The organism is Streptomyces sp. 11x1 (assembly GCF_032598905.1).
GTDB lineage: Bacteria > Actinomycetota > Actinomycetes > Streptomycetales > Streptomycetaceae > Streptomyces.
In genome coordinates this window covers 9,348,657-9,370,600 of the sequence record NZ_CP122458.1, presented here as the reverse complement: position 1 = coordinate 9,370,600, position 21,944 = coordinate 9,348,657, and the positions used below count along the sequence as shown (strand labels likewise).

The window sequence follows — 21,944 nt, the reverse complement described above, 5'->3', positions numbered from 1 at the left end:
GCCGCCGTGCCCGAGCCCATCGACCCCAGCGACCGGACCGACCGCACCGCCGCGCCGTCCCGTCGCACCGTCACCAGAGCGGCCGCCGTGACCGGACTGGCCGCCCTCCTCGGTGCCGCGACCACCGGTACCGCCGGGGCGACCGTGTCCCGGCCCCTCGCCCGGCGCACCGGCCGGACGGCCCCCGGGACCACCGCCCCCACCGCCGTCCCCGGCCCCGCCACCGTCACGCGCCTCGGCCCCCGGACGCTCGACGTCTCCCTCCCCTCCGCCGCCCTGGGCCGCAGCGCCCCGGTGCGGCTGATCCTCCCCACTTCCTTCGACGCGCGGCCCACCCGGACGTATCCCGTGCTGTACCTCCTCCACGGCGCGCACGACGACCACACGTCATGGACCCGGGAAACGGACATCGAGGCGTTCACGGCAGGCCGTGAGCTGATCGTGGCCATGCCGGACGCGGGCCCGACCGGCATCCCCACCGCCTGGCGCAGCGGCCCGGACTACGAGACCTTCCAGGTCGGGGAGGTCCCGGCGCTGCTCGCCCGGCAGTACCGGGCGTCCGGGGTCCGGGTCGTCGCCGGTGTCTCGACGGGCGGCTACGGGGCCATGGCGCACGCGGCACGGCACCCGGGGGTCTTCGCCGCGGCGGCCTCGTACAGCGGCATCCTCGACACGACGGCCCCCGGCGTGCCGACCCTGATGGGCGCCATCGTGGCCCGCGAGGGACTCGCGCCCCTGTCGCTGTGGGGCAACCACCTCCAGAACGTGCTCACCTGGCGGGACTTCAACCCGCGTTCGCGCGCGGCGGGGCTGCGCGGCACCGCCCTGTACGTGTCGAGCGGCAGCGGAGTGGTCGGCGGCGTCGGCGACTGGCTCCCCGAGGCACTCGAGAGCGCGCTGTGGCCGTCCGCCCACGCGTTCACGGACAGGCTGGCGCTGCTACGGATCCCGGTGACGACCCATTTCTACGCGGGCGGAGGACACAGCTGGGCGTACTGGAAGCGGGAGTTCACGGCGTCGTGGCCGATGCTCGCCGGTGCGCTGGGAGTGCCCGCGTGAGGCCGCTGCCGTCGGGGCACGGAACGGAGCGCAGGGAGCGTCCGTCCAACCCAGGACTTGCCCCTCGCCCCACGGGCACCGGCCCGCGGGTGAGCCGCCTCCGGGCGAAAGGAGGGTCCGCCGTGGCTGCCCCCACCCCGCCGCACGGTCCACCGGACGGTCCCGGTGCCGCCCCCGTGCCGCCCGAGCTCGCCAGGCTGCTGCGCGGCCAGTTGGAGGCCGTCGCCGACGAGGTGGAGGAGGAGGTGCGCCGGCAGGTCCCGGAGTACGCCCAGCCCGCGGACGGGGAGTTCCGCGCGCATCTCCGCTCGGGGGTCGTGCAGGCGCTGACGCTGTTCGTGGACCACATCGCCGATCCGCACGGACAGGGGGCGGCCATCACGGCGACGTACTACGCGCTGGGGCGCGGCGTGGCGTTGGAGGGCCGTGGCCTGGACTCGTTGCAGTCGGCGCTGCGGGTGGGGGGCCTGCACGCGTGGCGGCTGATGGGCCGTTCGGCGGAGCAACTGGGCCTGGATTCCTCGGTGGTGGCGGCGCTGGGCGAGCTGGCGTTCCGGACCGTGCACGAGGTCGCCGAGGCGGCGGCCGCCGGCTACTCGGAGGCGCAGCTGCGCAGCACGGACGAGCTGGAGCGGCGGCGCAGGCGGCTGCTCGACGTCCTGCTCGGCGAGGGGCCGGTGGCCCCGGAGGCGGTGCGGGACCTGGCGCACGCCGCCCGGTGGACGGTGCCGCGGCAGGTCGCGGTCGTGGCGTTGGCGGCCACCCCGGACCGGCGGGAGGCGGAACGGCCGCTCGCGGCGGCGGGCGCGCTGGTGGACATGGGCTCCCGGCCACCCCGGATGCTGGTGCCCGACCCGGAGGGTTCCGGCCGTTTCGGGGGCCGGGCGTTCACGCTGGCGCTGCGCGGCAGGCCCGCCGCGATCGGCCCGACGGTCCCGCTCGCCGACGCGTCCCGTTCTCTGCACTGGGCCGCCCGCGCACTCGGTCTGATGGGGCGCGGGATCCTGCCCCGGCAGGGGGTGGTGCGCTGCGCCGACCATCTGTCGACGCTTCTGCTGTACGGCGACGAACCGATGCTCGCGCAGCTCCGGTCACGGGCGCTGGCCCCGCTGGACGCGGTGGCGGAAGGCCCCCGGGGCCGACTGGCCGAGACCCTCCTGGCGTGGCTGCTCAGCGGCAGCAACGTGCCCGATGTCGCCGCCCGCCTCCACATCCATCCGCAGACGGTCCGCTACCGCCTGCGGCAGCTGGAGAAGCTCTTCGGCGACGCCCTGCACGACTCCGGCACCCGCCTGGACCTGATCCTCGCCCTGCGCGCGGAGGCACTGCGCGAGGACGACACGTTCACCGCGTAGCGAGATCGAGAGGACGAAACGTCGGCGCACGAGACGGACTCACCACGGACTCATCCCGGCGCAAAAAGAAAAGCGATTACTGAATTCCCGTCCATAACACTCGGCCCGACCCAGCGAATAACTTCGGGAAGTCCTTTCCGCAGGCGCTCCACGCGCCCCACCCTCAAAGGATCCCCATGCGTATCCGCTTGTGTCTCGCCGCACTCTCGCTGGTCGGCGGGGCCGGACTGGCCACCGCCTCGGCACCCGCCGCCACCGCCGCCGCGGCCTGCACGGACATCGACGTCGTCGCCGCTCGCGGCACCTTCGAGCCGGGCACGCTCGGCTTCATCGTCGGCGACCCCGTGTATTCCGCGCTGAAGAAGAAAATCACCGGAAAATCTTTGTCCAGCTACAAGGTGAACTACCCCGCGGACCTTTCTCTCACATCGGCCGCGCAGGGCAACACGGATCTGGTGAACCACGTCAGGAGCCAGGCTGCGTCCTGCCCGAGCCAGCGTTTCATCCTGGTCGGCTATTCGCAGGGCGCGAACGTCGTCGACAATTCCATCGGCATCAGCAGCGCGGGCGCGGTCGTCGGCAGCCCCATCGTGGCCACCATCCCCGCCGCGCTCGAACCGAGGGTCTCGGCGGTCCTGCTGTTCGGCAACCCGATCCGGGCCATCGGCAAGAGCGTCACCGGCACCTACCAGAGCCGCACCATCGACTTCTGCGCGACCGGAGACCCCGTGTGCGAGAACGGCGGCGGTGACGTGGGCGCCCACCTCGGCTACTCCGCGAACGCCGACGCGGCGGCAGCCTTCGCCGCGACGAAGGTCTGAGGCCCCCGCCACAGCCGACGGTCACAGCCGGAGCGAAGGCCCAAGAGGAGTGAATCCTCCTGGGCCTTCCACACGGCGGCGCGCTCGCGCCTACGCGGCCAGCACGGGGAACACGAGCACCGAGCCGTCCTTGTCGCGGGCGATGTCGATCGCCATGTCCGTCGTGCGGCTGTTGAGCGTGACGCCGTCGCCCAGCTGATGAATGCGGTGGGCGGCACTCATGAGGCGATCGACGTCACCTGTCGTGAAGACCGGTCGCTTCTTCGGTCGGCCCAGTTCCAGTGCCGACAGGCGTACCAGGACACCGGCGATGCCCGACTCCAACTCGTCGAGGCGCTGCTGATCGTGCTTGAGCGCACGGGTGAAGTTCTCGAAAGGATTGCCGGGTTCGCCCTGGGCGTGCTCGACGGCCTGGAGGACCACGACCCGCCGCATCAGCGCGATCGCCAGGGAGGCGAGTTCGAGGTGGGTGCGGAACGCGCCGCCCTGGTCCTCGACGCCGGGGAACGACCCGGTCAGCGTGCCGAGTTCGACGGCCTCACCCTCGGGCAGCCTGTCGAGCGCACTCCGCCATCGGGACAGACGGAGGTCGGCTTTGCTCAGCGCCGTGTCGATGGTGTGCACCGCCGAGTCGAGTCCCAGCGAGACACCGAGCCTGCCCTGGTCGAGCAGGATGGCCGTGGCCTTGTCGATGGCGGCACGGCAGCCGTTGAGCGCACTGTGCTCGTCGTCGAGCTTGTCCTGCTGAAGCTGCTCCAGCAGTTCCGTGATGCGGCCGATGGCCTGCTGACGCTTCTGGTCGGCGTGCGCGCTCACCCCCACCGCCACAGCCATGAGCACGAGCGGAGCGGCCACGGTGAGCGCCGTGCCACCGGCGGCCACGGCACCGGCGGTCGCACCGGCCCCGCCGGCCGTGCCGGCCGCCGCAGCTCCTCCGACCGGTACGAACGTCGCATTGGCGGCGATGCCCTTGGCGTTCATCAGTGCGCCGTGGATACCACCGGCCGCCGCCTTGGAGGGCATCGAACGAACGAGGCCCCGCCCGAACTGGGCGGCGACCTTCGCCGGGACCACCATGCGGTACAGGTTCTCGCCGGAAGTGGTCGCCCTGGCCGCCGTGAGGGAGCTACGCGCCGATTGGGTGATGAACTGCGAGAGGTGCTGCGCCAAGGGGCTCGCGGCGTCGAGCGGGATGCCACGGCCGCGGTCGATCTTGTCGGGCAGCGGATGCACCTCGAGAGTGACGATCGGCTCGTCGGCCAGGACGGCCAGCACTCCGCGCAGTTCAGCCAGCCGCTCGGCCGTCATCGACTCGCCCGCGGTCAACCCCGGCACCCGGACGTCAGCGGTCGCCAGCGTCCACACGGGCACGGTCGTCTTGCGGTCGTCGGTCATCGTCTCCCCTTGCCTTCCAACATGCTCGTAGCCCCAGAATCATGACGTAGTGGGTCATGCGCAGGGGAGTTGTTGCGGGGAAGACGGCGGATCGGACTCGACGTCGAAGACGGCGAGGGTATGGAGGTCAAAGACGGCAAGCGGGCAGGACCTGTCCGTGACGGCATCCTGCCCGCTGGAACACGGGGGACTACGCGGGGTTCCTCGCGAACTCCGTCAGGCTGGTGGAGACGGGCTCGGAGCGGCCGTTGTTCTGGACAGGTGCCGCGGTGAGCACGTCGAGGTGCTGGTAGCCGTCGGCGACGACGGGGTCGAGGTCGGCCGGGACGCGGCCCGCGAGCAGGCCGTCGCCCGCGAGGACGGTGAGCGTCGGGTCGGCGGTGAGGCCGTCCGGGTGGACGACGAGGCGCTTCACCTGGGGCGAGGTGGCGAGTTGGAGGTCGGTGACGAGCTTGGTGGGGAAGTACTGCTCGGTGAAGTCCAGCGGTTGCTGTGCCATGCTGCGGGCCAACTCCTGGATGTCGGTGACCTCCTTGCCCGCGTCGGTGAACGGGGTGCCGTCGGCCGACCGGTACCCGGGGTCGTCGGGGTCGCCGACCCGGTCGTAGTCGCGCCAGGTGTAGAGGGGGCCGCCCGGCCGGTCGGGGATGGCTTTGTACTCGCTGCCGAACAGCGCCGGTTCAGCGGAACTCCCGTTGGCGACGGGGAAGTTCTTGTCGGCGATCGGCCCGCCGTCGAAGAAGCCCACGCTGCTCTGGAGGAACGCCAGCGGTACGGAGTGGTCGTCCATCAGCGCGCCGAGGATCGCCTCGTTGGTGAGCCGGAAGTCCCGCACCGCCGGTGAGCCGGAGAGGAAGGTGGCGGTGTCCTCGGAGAACAGGAAGCGGTTGGTGACCTCGATGTTGGTGTTGAGGGGCAGGTACCGGGGCAGGGTGGCCTCTCCGTCCAGGTCCTGCAGCGCGCCGAGGCCGGCGATGGCCAGCAGGGTCATCATCTCGGGGTTGAGGAGCACCGGCGCGGACAGCGTGCGGGAGAGGATTCCGCTGTCGAGCCCGGCCTGCACGGCGCCGTAGCCGAGGCCGATGTCGGGCAGGTTGGTGTCGTCGGGGATGCTGCCGCTGAGGTCGGCGAGCGAGGTGGAGACGGTGGTGTCGAGCGCGAAGTAGCCGGCGCACTGGCGGTGCCCGGCGTCGGCCGTGGTGGTCCGGTCGCCGTCGAAGTCGGCGGTCGCGAAGTACCCGGTGATGACTCCGCCGAGCGAGTGCCCGCCGCACAGCACCTTCTCCTCGCGCACCCGCTGGTCGGGCAGTTCGGCGGTGAGCAGGTCGTACTGGTCGCGGACGGTCCGCTCGATCCCGAGCTTCGCCGTCCAGCCCAGGTCGGCGTTGCCGACGTAGCCGTCGAAGGTGCGGCCGTCGACCCGCTTGTCCCGGTAGTAGTAGTCGACGGCCGTGTGCTGGTCGCCGGAGGCGACGCCGGTGCGGTCCTCCAGGCAGTTGGAGCGTCGGTCCAGGGCCCAGAACTCGATGTGCCGGCCCCGTGCGGCGGCGCGGGCGACGGTGTTGCGGGCGACGCTGTCGAAGGCTCCGGCGCCTTCCAGGATGCCCGGCTGGGCGACGAGGATCCGGTCCGCGTCCGCCGAGGCCGCGGGCCCGTCGGCGGATCGGTAGCGCAGGTACGACAGCCAGTCGCACGCCGCCGGCCGCGCTCCGAAGGACGCCGGCAGGGGTGCCCGCACCCGGACCAGGGTCTCGGTCACGTCGTCGACGGGGCTCGTCGACGCGACGGCCGTCTCGGTGCGCGCGCTCTCGCCCCGGGCGTCCGGGGCGGCGCCGGTGACCGCCCCGACGGTCAGCAGCACCGCCAGCGCGGCGCTGCGCAGTGGTCGTGAGGTCTTTCCTCTGCTGTGAGTCGTGTTCATGCTGGGGACGGTAGGACCGCGAGCGCGGCCCGACCGCCCCGTGCTCACAACAACGCAGCCACCGTCCGTGCCTTTGTCACCGGGCACCAACCGCCGCTGCCGTCACGGGAGTCAGAGCCCGTCGCTGACCATCGCGGAGACGATCCGGACGTGCCGGTCGGCCGCCGTGCCGGAGAACTCGTTGTCGCAGTTGAGCCCGTACGGCCAGAAATGGCCGACCCCGGTGGAGACTTCGCGTTCGCCCCGTCGTACTGCCGGACCAGGGCGGCGGCCCGCGTGCCGGTCCAGGTGCCGCTGGGGACGTTCCGGGTCAGGCGAATTCGCGTGAATCCGTGCACACAAGGGCTAGAAAGCGCTTTCAGTTTCCTGAATGCCAAGCACGTGTTTTGGGCATGCCAACGAGATCGCGTTCGCCTCTGTGTTGTGGAAGGAGTGTCGTGACCCCACGACATCGCATCGCCCGGGCCCTGGCAGCCACGGCCCCCCTGGTCCTCGGCGCGAGCCTCGTGTCCGCGCCCCCGGCGAGCGCGGACACGTCGGCCCCGGTGACGTCGAGCGCGGTCACCGTGCGGATCGACCCGTCGTACCGGCAGCAGGAGTTCGAGGGCTGGGGCACCAGCCTCGTCTGGTTCGCCAACGCCACGGGGAACTACCCGGAACCCGTCCGAAGACGGCTCGTCGACATGCTGTTCGGCGAGGACGGCCTCGGTCTCACCATCGCGCGCTACAACATCGGCGGCGGCAACGCCCCGGACGTCCGCAAGGACTACATGAAGGCCGGCGCGACCATGGACGGTTTCTGGAAGGCCCCCGAGGGCACCACCCGTCAGGACATGGAGTGGTGGGACCCGAACAACCCCGACCACTGGGACTGGGACGCCGACTCGGGCCAGCGCTGGTGGGTCGACCAGATCAAGGACAAGGTCGACACCTGGGAGGCGTTCAGCAACTCGCCGCCCTGGTTCCAGACCGTCAGCGGCTATGTCTCCGGCGGCTTCGACGCGAACACGGACCAGATCCGGGCCGACCGCGTCGACGAGTTCGCCACGTATCTGGTGCGCGTCACCGAGGAGTTGGAGAAGCGGCACGGCATCGACTTCGACACCATCGCGCCGCTGAACGAGCCCAACACCAACTACTGGGGCACCCAGATCGGCGCGAACGGCCAACCCACCGGAGGCCGCCAGGAGGGCGCGCACGCCGGCCCCGCGCTCCAGCAGAAGGTCGTCCTCGCGCTCGACAAGGCGCTCCAGGCAGCGGCGACCGACGCCGAGATCTCGGCGATGGACGAGACCAACCCCACGATCTTCACCCAGAACTGGAACGCGTACGACGCCTCCGCGCGGGCGGCGGTCCTCCAGCTGAACGTGCACACCTACGGCACCGGCATGCGCACCAGCGCCCGTGACATCGCCAAGGGCGCCGACAAGAAGCTCTGGATGAGCGAGGTCGAGGGCACCTGGGGCACCGGCACCGACTTCACGAGCATGGAACCGGGGCTCGGGATCGCGACCCGCATGGTCGACGACATGCGGGAACTGGAGCCCTCCGCCTGGGTGTTCTGGCAGCCGATCGAGGACTCGATCCCGCAGGCCGCCGCCGGCAAGAACTGGGGCAGCATCCATGTGCCGTTCAACTGCACGGCCACGGACACCCTGGAGACCTGCCCGGTCCGGGCCAACTCCAAGTTCCACACCATTCGCAACTTCACCCACCACATCCGTCCCGGCGACCGCTTCGTGAAGGTCGACGACCCCTCCAGCGTCGCCGCCGTCAGGAAGTCCGGCCGCGCGGCCTCCGTGGTCCACGTCAACAGCGGCACGACCGGGCGCTCGGTGACCCTGGACCTCTCGCGCTTCGGCAAGGTCTCCTCCCGCGCCACCGTCACCCCCGTCGTGACGAGCGCCGACGGGGCCCTCGTCGAGGGCACACCGGTCCGGGTGAAGGACCGTGCCGCCACCCTCGACGTGCCGGCCAAGTCCGTCACCACCTTCCTCGTCGACGGCGTCAGCGGGGTGGCGAAGGACGCCGCCCTCGTCCAGCCCGACCACGTGTACCGGCTCCAGGGCGCACAGAGCGGCAAGTCGCTGACCCCGTCGGAGGACGGCACCGGCGTCGTCATCCGCACCACCGACGCCGCGAGCGCCCGGCAGCTGTGGTCGGTGGAGAAGTTGACCCCCGGCCGCGACAACCGCGAGCGGTACGCCCTCACCAACGCCGGCACCGGCGGGCAGCTCGCGGTCCGTGACAACCAGGCCGTTCTGGAGGACCCGGCCGACGGCGAGGTCCCCGCGGCCGCCCAGTGGATCATGTCGACCACGGGCGACGGCAGTTGGACCTTCGTGAACGCCGCCACCGGCCGCCTCGTCGACGTCACCGGGCAGTCCTCGGCCGACGGCGCCAAGGTGTCGACGTACACCCCGACCTCCGCCGCCAACCAGCGCTGGACGGTGACCGACGAGACCGTGCTGCGCACCGAACGGGCCGAGGCGTTCACCGTCCCCGGGCTGCGGCCGAAGCTGCCGGAGACGGTGTCCCCGGTGTACCGGGACGGCGCCCGCGGCAGCCTGCCCGTCGTGTGGGAACTGCCGTCGGACCGGAAGTGGCGCAAGCCCGGGACGGTGCGGGTGACGGGTGAGGCGACCGACGCCCTCGGCAGGACGCACCCCGCGAAGGTCCTCGTCACCGTCGACACGATCGCCTCGACCCTGCCCGGCCGCGCCAAGACGTACGCGGGCGGCGTCCCGGAGCTGCCGTCCACGGTCGTCGGCGTCGGCCGGCACGGCGGCCGGACCACCCTCCCGGTGCGCTGGGACGCGGTACCCGAGGGGGCGTTCGACGAGGCGGGGGTGGTGACCTTGACGGGCAGCGCCGAGGTCGTCGGCGGCACCACCGCCGACGCCACCGTACGCGTCCAGGTCACCGAGGCGACGCAGAGCAACATCGCGACCGACCCGAAGGTCTCCGTGGGCGCCACCTACACCGAGAGCGGCTACTCCGCCGAGCGGCTGCGCAACGGCACCACTGCGGAGAAGGCCTGGTCCAACTGGCGGTCGGGCACCAAGAATCCGTCCGACACCATCACCTTCGGCCTCCCGAAGGCCCGCGACCTCACCCGGGTCGTCGCACACTTCCACCGGGACGGGACCAATGTCTCCTTCCCGGAGAGGCTGACGGTGCAGGTCCAGGCCGCGGAGAACGGGCCGTGGACCGACGCGGGCGACCCCGTCGCGGTCGGCACCGAGGGCACCCCGGTGATCGACGTCCCGCTCGACGCGGGCCCGGTGACCGGTGTGCGCGTGGTCATGACCGCGCGTCAGGGCGGCTACATCACCATGGGTGAGATCGAGGTGTTGGCCAAGAGCCCCGGCGTCTCCTCGGACCCCGCCGCCACCGCCGTCGAGGTCGACGGCCGGCCGATCGGGGCCTTCGACCCCGACACCACCGCCTACCGGGTGGCCGCCGACGACCCGGCCCGGGCGAAGGTCACCGCGACGCCGCGCGATCCGTACGCGACCGTCACGGTGGACCGCGTCGGCCGGACGACCGCCGTCGTCACGGTGAAGAGCGAGGACGGCTCACGGACCCGGACCTACCGGATCACGCTCGTACGGCGCTGACGTGACCGGCGCCGACGTGACCGGCGGGGGCCGCGAGCAGGCCCCCGCCGGTCACCTCGCGAGGGACGGCCACCTGGCAGGAACCGGCGCCTCGCAAGCACGGTCACCCGACCCGGGCGAGGTCAACTGATCGCGCAGCTCGCCCCGTTGAGCGTGAAGGCCGTCGGCGCGGTGTTGGTCGTGCCCTTGCTCCCGGTGAACCCGACCGTCACGGATCCCGCGGCCGGGACGGTGGAGGTGTAGGAGGCGGGCCTCACGCTCACCGCACCCCCGCTCTGTGCGGCGGTCCCGCCCCACATGTTGGTGATCTTCTGCCCGTCGGCGAAGGCGAAGGCCAGGGTCCAGCCGCTGACGGCGGTGGCGCCCGTGTTGCGGATGACGATCTCGCCCTGGAAGCCGCCCGGCCACTCGTTGGTGGCCCGGTAGGTCACGGAGCAGTTCCCGGCGGGGGTGTTGCCGCCCTCGTCCGTGGTGACGTTCACGGTCGCCGAGCGCGCCGACCGGTTCCCGGCGGCGTCCCGGGCGTAGACGGCGAAGGTGTACGCCGTGTCGGCGGTGAGGCCGGTGAGGGTGACGGAGTTGGTGGTGGAGGCCGCGAGCTTCGTCTCGGTGGAGCCGCTCACCCGGACGATGTCGTAGCCGGTGACGCCGACGTTGTCGGTGGCGGCGGTCCAGGAGAGCGTGGCGGAGGTCGCCGTCACCGCCGAGGCGGCCGGGGTGCCGGGGGTGCTCGGCGGCTGGGTGTCACCGGGGGTGCCGCCGCCGAAGACCGTGGCCTCCTTCGCCGTCTGCGCGATGCCGTTGGCGCCGTTGAAGATGCGCCGGCCCCAGGCGCTGAGCCGCGTCGGGTCGAAGCCGATCGACAGGTCGAGGATCGGATCGGTGTTGCCGCTCCAGGACCAGGCCAGATAGCCGAGGTCGAGCTGCTCGGCGGCGGCCATCATGGTGTCCTCGTCGGGGTCGCCCCACTGGTCGGCGGGTCCGCCGAACTCACCGATGAGCAGGGGCAGTCCGGCGTTCACGAAGGCGCCCAGGTAGTCGGTGATCTCGGCGGCCGTGTCGAAGACGCTGTACATGTGGATGGAGAAGATCAGGTTGCCGGTGGTGTCGGCGTCGTACACGGACTGCGCGTTGGCGCGCATGACGCCCTGCCAGTCCTGGCCCCAGTTCGGCGCGTCCACCATGATCGTGTGCTGGAAGCCGGCGGCCCGCAGCTTCTGCACGGCGGCCTTGGTGGGGGCGGTCCAGCCCTCGGGGTTGGTGTTGCCCCAGGGCTCGTTGCCGATGTTGACGATGACGTAGTCCTCCTCGCCGGCGAGGACGCCCTTGAGGCCGATCCAGTAGTCGGCAGCGTGGTCGAGCGTGCCGGCGGCGGCCTCCTCGCCGTATCCGGTGGTGTCGTGCACCTCCAGGACGCAGATGAGGCGGTTGGCCTTGCACTGGGCGACGACGTTCGCCACGTCGGCCGGGCTGTTCTTCGTCCAGCGGTGCCCGTCGGAGAGGACGACGCGGACGGTGTTGGCGCCCAGCGCCTTGACGTCGGCCAACGACTGCGTCTCGTTCGGGTACCAGGTGTGGGCGTGGTTGACGCCGCGCATCACGAAGTCGTTGCCGCCTGCCTCCAGCAGCCGGCCCTCGCTGATGTGCAGGCCGGTGGCCCGGACGCCGGGGGCCGGCTGTGCCAGGGCGACGGCCGGGGCGAGGACGCCGAGGAGGGTGAGCGCGACCAGGCTCGCGAGCCCGGCCAGGAGGCTGCCGAGGGGATTCCTGCGCTGGGTGCTGCTTGTCGGTCTCACTGCGGCTCCAGGTGGGGGTGAGCGCCGAGAGTGTCGGACGGCGGGTGTGTGGGTGGGGCGGTGGAGGGTGGCGGGGGGGGCCATGGGTTCATGGGAGCGCTCCCATACACCCATTTGAACGCGTACACGTCAAGTCATCGCGCGCGGACTGTGGCACAGGGGCTCCACGGTCCCGCTGTCGTGACGGCGCCGCGGCGGACGTGCGGCGCCGTCCAGCGAAGCGTCGCACTGATCGACGGCCCCGACAGAGAGGTCTCGGCAGAGCAGTACACGCCGGCTCGACGCCCCGGCGACGTCCCCCTGATCGGCTTCAACGACATCCCGTTCGCCGCCGACCCCTCCCCCACACTGACCACGGTCCGGGTGCCGTACGAGGATCCGGGGCTCACGGCGGTCCGGTTGGCGCTGAAGCACGAGGAGCGCCCGGGCGGCGACGACCACGTGGTGCTGAGCACGCAGCTGGTGATCCGGCAGTCGGTACGCCCGCCTTCCCGAGCGAGGACGCCCGTCGCCCAGGGCAAAGGTCAGCGACCACCTCGGACGGCCCCCGACTCCGCAGGGGAACTCCTGCACCGCCGCACGGCACTCCGCCGCCCCGCCCGGCAATCCCCCGCCCCCACACGGGAATTCGACGAAGCGCCACCCCCTCGTAGGGCCGAGGGCGCCTCCAGGTCAACCGTCCCGGACTATTGACTCGGATCACCGCAGTGGCGATTCTCGTCACATCGCTTGTGCCAGCCATGACAAACGCGCCCGGGCAGGCCTGAGGCGTCGTGAATGTTCACCGTGTCCCGGAACGGTCTGGCCGATCGACCGCGCACCCCCGACCGAGGACGTGAGTATGACCAGGACTCCACGCGCCCATCGCAGCCGCAGACCCCTCATGGTGCTGGCGCTGTTCCTGACCACGATGGGCATGCTGCTCAGCCCGTCGTCGAGTTCGGCCGCCACCGCCGAATGGTGGCTGCCCACCTCACGGCCGTCGCCCGACTCCCAGATCAACGTGACGGGCGAGCCGTTCAAGGGCACCGATGCGGCGGGGGACGTGCGCGGGTTCGTCGACGCGCACAACCACCTGTTCTCCAACGAGGCGTTCGGCGGCCGGCTCATCTGCGGCAAGGTGTTCTCGACGTCCGGTATCGCGGACGCGCTGAAGGACTGTCCCGAGCACTACCCTGACGGCTCCCTCGCGATCTTCGACTACATCACCCACGGCGGCGACGGCAAGCACGACCCGGTCGGCTACCCGACGTTCAAGGACTGGCCGGCGTACGACTCGATGACCCACCAGGCCAACTACTACGCCTGGATCGAGCGCGCCTGGCGCGGCGGCCAGCGGGTGCTGGTCAACGACCTGGTCACCAACGGGATGATCTGCTCGGTCTACCCGTTCAAGGACCGCAGCTGCGACGAGATGACCTCGATCCGGCTCCAGGCGAAGCTGACGTACGACCTCCAGGCGTACATCGACGCGCAGTACGGCGGCACCGGCAAGGGCTGGTTCCGGATCGTCACCGACAGCGCGCAGGCCCGTGAGGTGATCAAGCAGGGCAAGCTCGCCGTCGTCCTGGGCGTGGAGACCTCCGAGCCGTTCGGCTGCAAGCAGATCCTCGACATCCCGCAGTGCAGCAAGGAGGACATCGACAAGGGCCTCGACGAGCTGTACGACCTGGGTGTGCGCAGCATGTTCCTGTGCCACAAGTTCGACAACGCGCTGTGCGGCGTCCGCTTCGACGAGCACGGTCTCGGTACGGCGATCAACGTCGGCCAGTTCCTGTCGACGGGCACCTTCTGGCAGACGGAGAAGTGCAAGGGCCCGCAGAAGGACAACCCCATCGGTGGGGCGTCGACGGAGGCCGAGGAGGACCTGCCGGCGGGCACCGAGGTGCCGGAGTACGACGAGAACGCGCAGTGCAACGTACGGGGGCTGACCGATCTCGGTGAGTACGCCGTGCAGGGCATGATGAAGCGCAAGATGATGCTCGAGATCGACCACATGAGCGTCAAGGCCACCGGCCAGGTTCTGGACATGTTCGAGGCCGCGTCCTACCCGGGCGTGCTGTCCTCGCACAGCTGGATGGACCTGAACTGGACGGAGCGGGTCTACTCCCTCGGCGGTTTCGTCGCCCAGTACATGCACGGGTCGGCGGAGTTCAGCGAGGAGGCGAAGCGCACCGACGCGCTGCGGGCCAAGTACGACGTGGGCTACGGCTTCGGTACGGACTTCAACGGCATCGGTGACCACCCCGCCCCGCGCGGCGCGAACACCTCCAACCCGGTGACGTACCCCTTCAGGAGCGTCGACGGCGGCTCGACGATCGACAGGCAGACCACGGGTCAGCGCACCTGGAACTACAACACCGACGGTGCCGCCCATGTGGGCATGGTCCCGGACTGGATCGAGGACATCCGGCTCGTCGGCGGCCAGGGCGTGGTGGACGACCTCTTCAAGGGCGCCGAGTCCTACCTGGGCACCTGGGGTGCCTCCGAGGCCCACCGGGCGGGCGTGAACCTCGCCAAGGGTGCGTCGGCGACGGCCAGTTCGTCCGAGTCGAACCCCTTCACCAGCTACCAGCCCGGCCGGGCGGTGGACGGCGACGGCTCCACCCGCTGGGCGAGCGACTGGAGCGACAGCCAGTGGCTGCAGCTCGACCTCGGCTCCTCGCGCGTGATCAAGAAGGTCACGCTGGACTGGGAGCGGGCCTACGGCAAGGCATACCGGATCGAGGTCTCCACCGACGGCTCGACCTGGAAGACCGTATGGTCCACGACCTCCGGCGACGGCGGTCTGGACACGGCCGGGTTCACCGCCGTGCCGGCCAGATATGTTCGAATGCTCGGGACCGACCGCGGCACCGACTGGGGCTACTCCCTCTACGAGGTAGGCGTCTACAGCGGCTGATCGCGGACCACGGGGGAGATGAGGAACGCACATGGCACGCCTGCCGTCGGCCGAGCGGCGCAGACAGCTCACCGAGGCCGCGATCCGCGCGATGACCCGGGACGGCGTCCCCAGGACGACGACCCGGTCCATCGCGGCCGAGGCGGGCGTGTCACTGAGCGTCTTCCACTACTGCTTCGAGTCGAAGCAGGAACTGATCGAGTCCGTGATCACCACCATCACCGGGCACTACGTCACCCTCGTACGGGAGGCGATCCGGCCCCGGGACACCCTCAGGGAGACCGTCCGGGCCGGTTTCCAGGCCTACTGGGACCATGTCTCCGCCCACCCGGGCGAGCACATGCTGACCTACGAACTCACCCAGTACGCCCTGCGCGAGCCCGGCTTCGAACACCTGGCCCGGCGCCAGTACGAGATGTACCAGGTCACCTACGCCGACCTCATCGAACAGTTGCGCAGGTCGATGGGCTTCGAACTGACCGTGCCCGTACCGGTCCTGGCCCGTTACCTCGCCGCCATGACCGACGGCCTCACCCTGAACTTCCTGGTCCTCGGCGACGACGCGGCGTGGACGGACATCCTCGACACCATCACCGAGCACGTGGCCGGGATGGTGCGCGAGGAGGTCCGTCCCTAGGAGACCGCTGAAGATCTTGCTCTGGCCGCCCGACTCACCCTGGATTGCCGGTAAATGTCAATCGCCATCAAGTAGGGCAAGCCGGGCGCATTTTCAAGATCTTCAGGACGCTTCTAGGCCCTGTCGTCACATTCCCGTCGTCGCCCGAAGGGCGGCCCCGCGGCGTCGTGGGGGTACCTCCCGGTCGAGCGGAGCCGAGACCGGGGGAGCGTGCTCTCGGCGTGCCGGGCACTGACCCGCGTACCGGACGTACTCGGGTCGGTGCCCGGTGCGTCGAGAGCGCGTGCATGGCGTCGCGGGGCAGGCGGGAATGCGACGACAGGGCCTAGTAGGAGCACTCCTGCGCTCCTCCATGGCCCGTCCGGGGCGCCCGTGCCCACCGCTCAGCGGGCCGACGCCGCGATCAGTCGGTCCAGGAGGGCGATCAGGACGTCGCGGCACGAGGTGCGTTCGCGGGCGTCGAAGAGGAGGACCGGGGTGTTCTCGGGAAGGGCCAGGGACTCGCGGATGTCGTCGGGCTCGTAGGGGTGCTCGCCGTAGAAGCCGTTGACGCCGACGACGAAGGGGATCTTGCGGCGTTCGAAGAAGTCGATCGCGGCGAAGCTGGACTCGGGGCGGCGTACGTCGATGAGGACGACCGCGCCGAGGGCACCGATCGCGAGGTCGTTCCACATGAACCAGAACCGCTGCTGGCCGGGCGTGCCGAACAGATAGAGCACCAGGTCCTGGCCGATGCTGATCCGGCCGAAGTCGAGGGCCACCGTGGTGGCGTTCTTCTCGGGGATGCCGTCGAGGTCGTCGACCCCGAGCCCGGCGGTGGTGAGGGGTTCCTCGGTGCGCAGCGGGACGATCTCGCTGACCGACCCGACCATGGTCGTCTTTCCGACGCCGAAGCCGCCGGCGATGAGGATCTTCACCGTGTCGGGTGCGGCGGTGCCCTGTGCGGTGGGGTCAGAGCCGGCCAAGGCCGTCCCTCACTTTCTTCAGCAGGTCCAGGTCGGGGGCGCGGGCGATCAGGCGTGGCTGGCGGACGCTGATCCGGCCCGCCTCCAGCAGGTCGCAGAGCATGATGGCGACCACACTGACCGGGAGGTCGAGCTTGCTGGCCAGCTCCGCCACCACGATCGGCTTCGCGCACAGCTTGACGATCCGCGCGTGCTCCGGCTGCGGCCGGGTGCCCCCGGCCGGCTGCGGGTCCACGGCCGTCACCATGGTGATGAGGGTGAAGTCGCCACGGGCGGGCCGGGTCCGGCCGCCCGTCAGGGTGAACGGGCGAACCAGCCGGCCCGCCGCGTCGCCTCCGTTCACCTCACTCGCCGCTGTCGGCCGCGACGACACCGGCGCGCGGGGCCGCGCTGAGGTGCTCGCCGATCTTCTTCACCAGCATGTTCATCTGGTACGCGACCACGCCGACGTCGGCGCCCTGCCGGGTCAGCACGGCGAGGTTGGCGCCGGGTCCGGCGTTGGTGAGGATCAGGAAGGCGTTGCCCATCTCGATGAGCAACTGGCGGACGGGGCCGCCGCGAAAGTCCATGCTGACGCCCTTGCTGAGGCTCATCAGGCCGGACGCGGTCGCCGCCAGCCGTTCGGCGTCGTCGCGCAGGAACGCGGTGGACTTGCTGACGACCAGTCCGTCCTCGGAGAGCACGACGGCGTGGTCGACCTCGGCGACCCGGTCCACCAGTCCGGTGAGCAGCTGGTCGAGCTGGCTGTGGGTGGCGGGAATGGGGCGTGTCATCTGTGTGTCCTTCAATGAGCGGTCTGCGGGGAGGGAGTCGTGAGGACGTCAGGTGCCGGAGGCGGGGACTCGGTCTCCTGGGTCTTCGGATGCGCTGTCCTCCCCTGCTGGAAGATCCGGTTCCGTCTCGTCGTCACGTGCCTGGAGCGTTCCGCGCTGGAACCCGGCGAGCGAGGAGGCGGCCCGCTCGGCGGTGAAGTCGTCGGCGTCGTCGTCGGGGCAGGGCCCCGCCTCCTCCTTCAGCTCCGCCGCCAGACTGGTCTGCGGTATCCGGCGGGGCAACGGCATCAGGCCGCCCTTCTTCCCGGCCCGGGGCTTGTCCGCCCGCGGCTTGCCCGTGGGGGCCGGTCGTGTCCCGTTCGCCTCCTCGACGGTGTCGGCGGCCCGCGCGTGCGTGGCGGATCGTTCCTCCGGCGTACCGTCGGTGTCCTGCCGTACGGATTCGGGACGGGGCTCCGCCGTGGCGGCGGAGACGCGGGCCGCCACCAGCGAGGCACGGGACGGCGGTTCGACCGGGTCGGCGCCGTCCTCGTCGGGGGCGGGGGCCTCGCGCACCACGATCTCGTCCGGGATCAGCACGATCGCGGTGGTGCCGCCGTACGGCGAGGCGCGCAGGGTGACGGTGATGCCGTGCCGGTTGGCGAGCCGGGCGATGACGAACATGCCGAGCCGGAGGTCGTCGGCGAGCGCGACGACGTCGAACTGCGGGGGCACCGCCAGCTGGGCGTTGAACGCCGCGTAGTCCTCCTCGGACATGCCGAGCCCCCGGTCCTCCACCTCTAGGGCGAGGCCCTTGGCGACGATCGCGGCGCGGACGCCCACCGGGCTGGGCGCGGGCGAGTAGGAGGTGGCGTTGTCGATGAGTTCGGCGAGAAGGTGGATGACGTCGGCCACGGCGGGCGGGGCGATCCACACCTCGTCGTCGGTGTGCACCTCCACCCGCTGGTACTGGGCGACCTCGCCGACGGCGCTGCGCAGGATGTCGATCAGCGCGACCGGTTCGGTCCAGCTGCGGCCGGGGCGCTCGCCGCTGATGATGACCAGGTTCTCCTCGTAGCGGCGCAACTGGCTCGCGGTGGAGTCCAGTTCGTACAGGCCCTTGAGGATCTCCGGGTCCTGGTGCTGGCGCTCCAGCTTGTCGAGCTTGGTGAGCTGGAGGTTGACCAGGTTCTGGCTCTGCCGTGCGATGCCGAGGATGACGCGTTGGAAGCCGCGCCGGGTATCGGCGAGTTCCACGGCGGTGTGCACGGCGGTGCGCTGGGCGGCGTTGAACGCCTTGGCGACCTGGCCGAGTTCGTCGGTGCCGTAGTCGAGCGGCGCCGCGGCCTCGTCCACGTCGACCTTCTCGCCCCGGTCGAGGCGGGCGACGACGTCGGGCAGCCGGTGCTCGGCGAGGCTCAGGGTGGCCGTGCGCAGGCCGGTGAGCCGCCGGGACAGGGAGCGGGTGATGCGCCAGGACATCACGACGCACAGCAGCAGCGCGCCGAGCCCGCCGGCGCTGAGCGAACCGGCCGTGATCAGCAGCCCGCGGGCCTCCTCGCCGCTGCGGTCCAGCAGCGCCTGCGTCTGGCTGCGGATCAACTCCTCGTACTGGGCGGACAGCTTCGCCATCGAGGCGTTCCAGCCGGCCTGGGCGTCCGGCAGTTCGGTCTTCCGCGCGGCCCCGGTACCCGTGGGGCGGGCCCCGAGAACCTGGTCCTCGATGGCCTGGAGCCGCTGCCAGTCCCGGCCCTGGACGATCCTCTCGACGTAGATCTTCACCTCGCCGTCCAGCGAGGGCACGAGCTGGTTGTCGACGAGCCAGCGGCGGGCGCTGACGACCTGGGCGAAGCGCTCCCGGGTCGGCTCGTCGAACTGGCCCGAGGGCCAGTTGAGGGTGAGGATCGCGTCCTCCTGGGAGACCAGCTCCGCGGCCTGCGCGAGGGTGACGAGCGGACCGGCCTGCGAGGTGAGGTCTCCGTCGTCGACCTGGGAGAGCGCCTGGAAGGCGTGGATCTGGCCGTCGATGATCGAGCTGTAGTGGTCCAGGATCTGCTCGGGCGTGATGTCGGTGGGGTTGTCCACCTGGTCCCGGTAGTACTCCAGGCTGTTCGAGGCGCCCATGACCGCGTACAGCTGATCGCCGATGCGGGCGGGGGCGTCCTCGATCTCGCCGGCGCGACGGTCGAGTTTGGCGACCGCCCGGTCGGTCTCCCGGCGCTGCCGTTCCAAGGCGGCCATGGAGCTGCCCCGGGCCCCCATGTAGGCGGCCGACAGGGCGCGCTCGCGTTGCAGGGCGAGGGCCGCGTCGGTGCCCATCGCGCCGGTCGACTTGCTCAGTCCGGTCTGCGTCCGCAGCCGCAGGCCCTCCGAGAACATCTGGGTCGTCGTCACACCCCAGCTCACGGCCAGTGTGACGCTGGGGATCAGAGCCAGGAGGATCAGCGAGAGACGTATGGAGCCGAGACGGCGCCGGGCGCCGGTCCGTGGGGGCATCGTCGTCCTTGGGCGGTTGGCGGGGAGCGGAAGGGATCGGGGGCGGGGCGACAGGGTCCCGTAGTGGTGGGCGGACACCTGTCAGTACGGCGCACTGGGGATGCGCAGGATGTTATCCGCACAAGTGAACGCACGTCGCAGGGGTGGCCGTAAGTTTGGGGTCGCCGTTACACGACCGTTCCGGATGCTTGGATTCCGGGCCACGGTCGTGTCCGAACGGTAGGTTCCGTTTGCCGGTGTCAACGGGTGCCGTTCGCCGCGAACTCGGCGATGCCCGCGATGTTCTTCTTGGTGACGAACGCCGGGCCGGTGAGCACGGGCTCGACCCCGCCGCCACTGGTGTTGCCGTTGGTCCGGTAGAGCCAGAGTCCGTCGACGGCGAGATAGCCCTGGAGGTAGGGCTGCTGGTCCACCGCGAACTGGACGTCGCCGTCCTTGACCGCCTCGACCAGGTCCTTGTTGAGGTCGAAGGTGGCGACCTCGGCCTTGCTGCCGGCATCGTCCACGGAGTCCACGGCGGCGAGCGCGAACTGTGCGCCGAGGGTCACGACCTCGTCGATCGTGGGGTCCTGACGGAGCCTCGCGGCGATGGAGTCGGTCACCGAGTCCATGTCGGTGCCGTCGACGTAGAGGTTCTCGGTCTGCCCGGCGAAGGTCTTGCGCACACCTGCACAGCGGGCCTCCACGGCGACGTTGCCGCGCTCGTGGATGACGCACAGCGCGTGCTTGGCGGCGCGGGCGTCGAGTTCGTTGCCGAGGGCCCGGCCGGCGACACTCTCGTCCTGGCCGTAGAAGGCCAGCAGCCCCTGTGCCTGCCAGGCGTCGATACCGGAGTTGAGGCCCACCACGGGTATCCCGGCGGCGCGGGCCTCGGCGACCGCGCCGCGCATCGCCGCCGGCTTGGCGAGGGTCACCGCGATGCCGTCGACCTTGTCGGCGATCGCGTCCCGCACCAGCTTGGCCTGGCCGGCGGGGTCGGGGTCGCTGACGAAGGTCAGCTCGACACCGTCCTTGGCCGCCGCGACCTCCGCGCCGTTGCGGACCAGGTCCCAGAAAGCGTCCCCTTCGGCGCTGTGCGTGATCAGCGCGATCTTCATCCCGCCCGAGGGTCCCGACGCGCCCGTGTCCGAATCCGCCTGCGAGCCGCCGAGCACCGAGCAGCCGGCGACGGTCAGACAGACGGCGGCGGCGAGCGCCGTGGCACGGAACGCCGTGCGGATTCTGTGGGGTGCGGGGGGTGGGTTCATGGGGGCGCGGCACCTCGCTGTGCGACCGGGGTGGGACGTCTGTGGAGAGCTGAAGAGCCGTCATCACCGCGATGACGTGCGATGACTGGCCGACTTTCGCTGGGCGGAGCCAATCGCGTGTGACGCCCGGTAGTCAAGTGAACAACGAAATCGATGTATTGCTGTGACAGCCCCGCCCTGACCTGCGCACACGTGTCAACGGCCGGCACGGTCGCGACCCGAGCGGATTGCACCGTTCCCTTCTCGACCCGAGGGTCGATTCTCGGCCACGGTCGCCTCCGGTCGGAAGTTCCGTTCCTCCGAACGGAATTCGCGCCGCCCGACGGCAACCTCGTCCTGTGCGGCGGCGACTGCTCGGCTGACGCCCCCCACACGGAACGGAAGCGACGCGTGAGCGACAACCACGGCAAGCCCCGCCACCGCAGAAGGAAGACGGCGCTCGTGGCCTGGATCGACCACAACGATCTGCGGCACATGGCGGACGGTCTGATCGACAGCCGCGAGGACACCACCTACGTCACGGTCTCCTGGAACAAGCTGAGCCAGAACAACAAGACCTTCGGCATCGGTTGGACCACCGACACCACCACCGACCTGACGATCCACCACGACTGGTTCCGCGAGACAGAACAGCGCAACCCCTCCACCGACAACGTCGCGCACGCGCACGCGCACCTGCACAACAGCTTCCCGGAGGACGTCTCCGGCACGGAGATCGCCTCCTCGTACGGCAACAACGCGCGCGGCAACACGAAGATGGTCCGGGAGAACAGCTACTTCCAGGGCATGCGGAACCCCGTCACCAAGGACGCGACGGCCGCCCTGGTCCGGCGCGGCAACGTCTTCTCCGGCGCCTCGGGGCGCAACGAGAGCGGCGGCACGGCCTTCGACCCGAAGACGTACTACACCTACACCCTCGACAAGGCCGCCGACCAGGAGGTCGCGGACTGGCTGGGCGGCTGGACCCCGGGTGCCTGA

The 21,944-nt window shown here is 70.7% G+C and carries 15 protein-coding genes and 3 pseudogenes; 9 read left to right on the top strand and 9 right to left on the bottom strand.

Annotated elements, in window-relative coordinates; translation table 11 throughout:
* Window positions 1-6: 6 nt before the first annotated feature.
* The 3 genes from P8T65_RS41260 (at window position 7) to P8T65_RS41250 (ending at window position 3,235) form a co-directional block, all read left to right on the top strand.
* Window positions 7-1,059: an alpha/beta hydrolase family protein gene (locus tag P8T65_RS41260; RefSeq protein WP_316730537.1), complete on the top strand. Its 1,053-nt coding sequence runs from the start codon at window positions 7-9 to the stop codon at window positions 1,057-1,059.
* A gap of 122 nt (window positions 1,060-1,181) precedes the next feature.
* Window positions 1,182-2,414 carry a helix-turn-helix domain-containing protein gene (locus P8T65_RS41255; RefSeq protein ID WP_316730536.1) on the top strand — a complete coding sequence of 411 codons (1,233 nt, stop codon included), beginning with the start codon at window positions 1,182-1,184 and terminating at the stop codon, window positions 2,412-2,414.
* Between the two features lie 176 nt (window positions 2,415-2,590).
* The gene (locus P8T65_RS41250) at window positions 2,591-3,235 is read left to right on the top strand and encodes a cutinase family protein (RefSeq protein WP_316730535.1); all 645 of its coding nucleotides are present in this window, start codon (window positions 2,591-2,593) and stop codon (window positions 3,233-3,235) included.
* Between the two features lie 90 nt (window positions 3,236-3,325).
* Here the strand turns inward: P8T65_RS41250 and P8T65_RS41245 are convergent, their stop codons facing one another.
* The 3 genes and pseudogenes from P8T65_RS41245 to P8T65_RS41235 form a co-directional block, all read right to left on the bottom strand.
* Window positions 3,326-4,630 (bottom strand): hypothetical protein, encoded by a 1,305-nt coding sequence (locus P8T65_RS41245; RefSeq protein ID WP_316730534.1) that lies wholly within the window; start codon window positions 4,628-4,630, stop codon window positions 3,326-3,328.
* Window positions 4,631-4,820: 190 nt separating this feature from the next.
* Window positions 4,821-6,551, bottom strand: a complete 1,731-nt coding sequence (locus P8T65_RS41240) for a hypothetical protein (protein WP_316730533.1) — start codon at window positions 6,549-6,551, stop codon at window positions 4,821-4,823.
* A gap of 111 nt (window positions 6,552-6,662) precedes the next feature.
* Window positions 6,663-6,847, bottom strand: a pseudogene (locus P8T65_RS41235) (hypothetical protein); the annotation flags it as partial.
* Window positions 6,848-6,988: 141 nt separating this feature from the next.
* Between P8T65_RS41235 and P8T65_RS41230 the strand changes: the two are divergent.
* Complete coding sequence (locus P8T65_RS41230; protein ID WP_316730532.1) at window positions 6,989-10,171, top strand: glycoside hydrolase; 3,183 nt, start codon at window positions 6,989-6,991, stop codon at window positions 10,169-10,171.
* Window position 10,172: 1 nt separating this feature from the next.
* Window positions 10,173-10,301, top strand: coding sequence for a hypothetical protein (locus tag P8T65_RS41225; RefSeq protein ID WP_316730531.1), 129 nt, complete (start codon window positions 10,173-10,175; stop codon window positions 10,299-10,301).
* Here P8T65_RS41225 and P8T65_RS41220 read toward each other — a convergent pair.
* Window positions 10,294-11,967 (bottom strand): cellulase family glycosylhydrolase, encoded by a 1,674-nt coding sequence (locus tag P8T65_RS41220; protein ID WP_316730529.1) that lies wholly within the window; start codon window positions 11,965-11,967, stop codon window positions 10,294-10,296. The genes P8T65_RS41225 and P8T65_RS41220 overlap by 8 nt on opposite strands.
* 285 nt (window positions 11,968-12,252) lie before the next feature.
* Here P8T65_RS41220 and P8T65_RS41215 point away from each other — a divergent pair.
* The 3 genes and pseudogenes from P8T65_RS41215 to P8T65_RS41205 form a co-directional block, all read left to right on the top strand.
* A pseudogene (locus P8T65_RS41215) lies at window positions 12,253-12,453 on the top strand (substrate-binding domain-containing protein); the annotation flags it as partial.
* Window positions 12,454-12,808: 355 nt separating this feature from the next.
* Window positions 12,809-14,869, top strand: a complete 2,061-nt coding sequence (locus P8T65_RS41210) for a discoidin domain-containing protein (RefSeq protein WP_316730527.1) — start codon at window positions 12,809-12,811, stop codon at window positions 14,867-14,869.
* Window positions 14,870-14,900: 31 nt separating this feature from the next.
* Entirely contained in the window at window positions 14,901-15,506 is a 606-nt protein-coding gene (locus P8T65_RS41205) for a TetR/AcrR family transcriptional regulator (RefSeq protein WP_230224601.1), read from the top strand.
* Between the two features lie 383 nt (window positions 15,507-15,889).
* Here the strand turns inward: P8T65_RS41205 and P8T65_RS41200 are convergent, their stop codons facing one another.
* The 5 genes from P8T65_RS41200 to P8T65_RS41180 all read right to left on the bottom strand — a co-directional run bounded on the left by P8T65_RS41200 (window position 15,890) and on the right by P8T65_RS41180 (window position 20,966).
* The gene (locus tag P8T65_RS41200) at window positions 15,890-16,471 is read right to left on the bottom strand and encodes an ATP/GTP-binding protein (RefSeq protein WP_184896929.1); all 582 of its coding nucleotides are present in this window, start codon (window positions 16,469-16,471) and stop codon (window positions 15,890-15,892) included.
* The gene (locus tag P8T65_RS41195; protein ID WP_230224600.1) at window positions 16,458-16,814 is read right to left on the bottom strand and encodes a DUF742 domain-containing protein; all 357 of its coding nucleotides are present in this window, start codon (window positions 16,812-16,814) and stop codon (window positions 16,458-16,460) included. The genes P8T65_RS41200 and P8T65_RS41195 overlap by 14 nt, the downstream gene beginning before the upstream one ends.
* Before the next feature lies 1 nt (window position 16,815).
* On the bottom strand, window positions 16,816-17,244 hold the full coding sequence (locus P8T65_RS41190; protein WP_020114533.1) for a roadblock/LC7 domain-containing protein: 429 nt from the start codon (window positions 17,242-17,244) through the stop codon (window positions 16,816-16,818).
* Between the two features lie 48 nt (window positions 17,245-17,292).
* A complete protein-coding gene (locus P8T65_RS41185) occupies window positions 17,293-19,719 on the bottom strand; it encodes a nitrate- and nitrite sensing domain-containing protein (protein WP_316730520.1) in 2,427 nt (808 codons plus the stop codon).
* 239 nt (window positions 19,720-19,958) lie between these two features.
* Complete coding sequence (locus P8T65_RS41180; RefSeq protein ID WP_316730519.1) at window positions 19,959-20,966, bottom strand: substrate-binding domain-containing protein; 1,008 nt, start codon at window positions 20,964-20,966, stop codon at window positions 19,959-19,961.
* Window positions 20,967-21,413: 447 nt separating this feature from the next.
* On the opposite strand from P8T65_RS41180, the pseudogene P8T65_RS41175 reads away from it, so the two are divergent.
* Window positions 21,414-21,899, top strand: a pseudogene (locus P8T65_RS41175) (pectate lyase); the annotation flags it as partial.
* Window positions 21,900-21,944: the final 45 nt, after the last annotated feature.

What these genes read in the sequence shown, in the direction of transcription:
- P8T65_RS41250 (WP_316730535.1), top strand. Translation starts at nt 2,591, where the DNA reads ATGCGTATCCGCTTGTGTCTCGCCGCACTCTCGCTGGTCGGCGGGGCC.
- P8T65_RS41245 (WP_316730534.1), bottom strand. Translation starts at nt 4,630, where the DNA reads ATGACCGACGACCGCAAGACGACCGTGCCCGTGTGGACGCTGGCGACC.
- P8T65_RS41240 (WP_316730533.1), bottom strand. Translation starts at nt 6,551, where the DNA reads ATGAACACGACTCACAGCAGAGGAAAGACCTCACGACCACTGCGCAGC.
- P8T65_RS41210 (WP_316730527.1), top strand. Translation starts at nt 12,809, where the DNA reads ATGACCAGGACTCCACGCGCCCATCGCAGCCGCAGACCCCTCATGGTG.
- P8T65_RS41205 (WP_230224601.1), top strand. Translation starts at nt 14,901, where the DNA reads ATGGCACGCCTGCCGTCGGCCGAGCGGCGCAGACAGCTCACCGAGGCC.
- P8T65_RS41190 (WP_020114533.1), bottom strand. Translation starts at nt 17,244, where the DNA reads ATGACACGCCCCATTCCCGCCACCCACAGCCAGCTCGACCAGCTGCTC.
- P8T65_RS41185 (WP_316730520.1), bottom strand. Translation starts at nt 19,719, where the DNA reads ATGCCCCCACGGACCGGCGCCCGGCGCCGTCTCGGCTCCATACGTCTC.
- P8T65_RS41180 (WP_316730519.1), bottom strand. Translation starts at nt 20,966, where the DNA reads ATGAACCCACCCCCCGCACCCCACAGAATCCGCACGGCGTTCCGTGCC.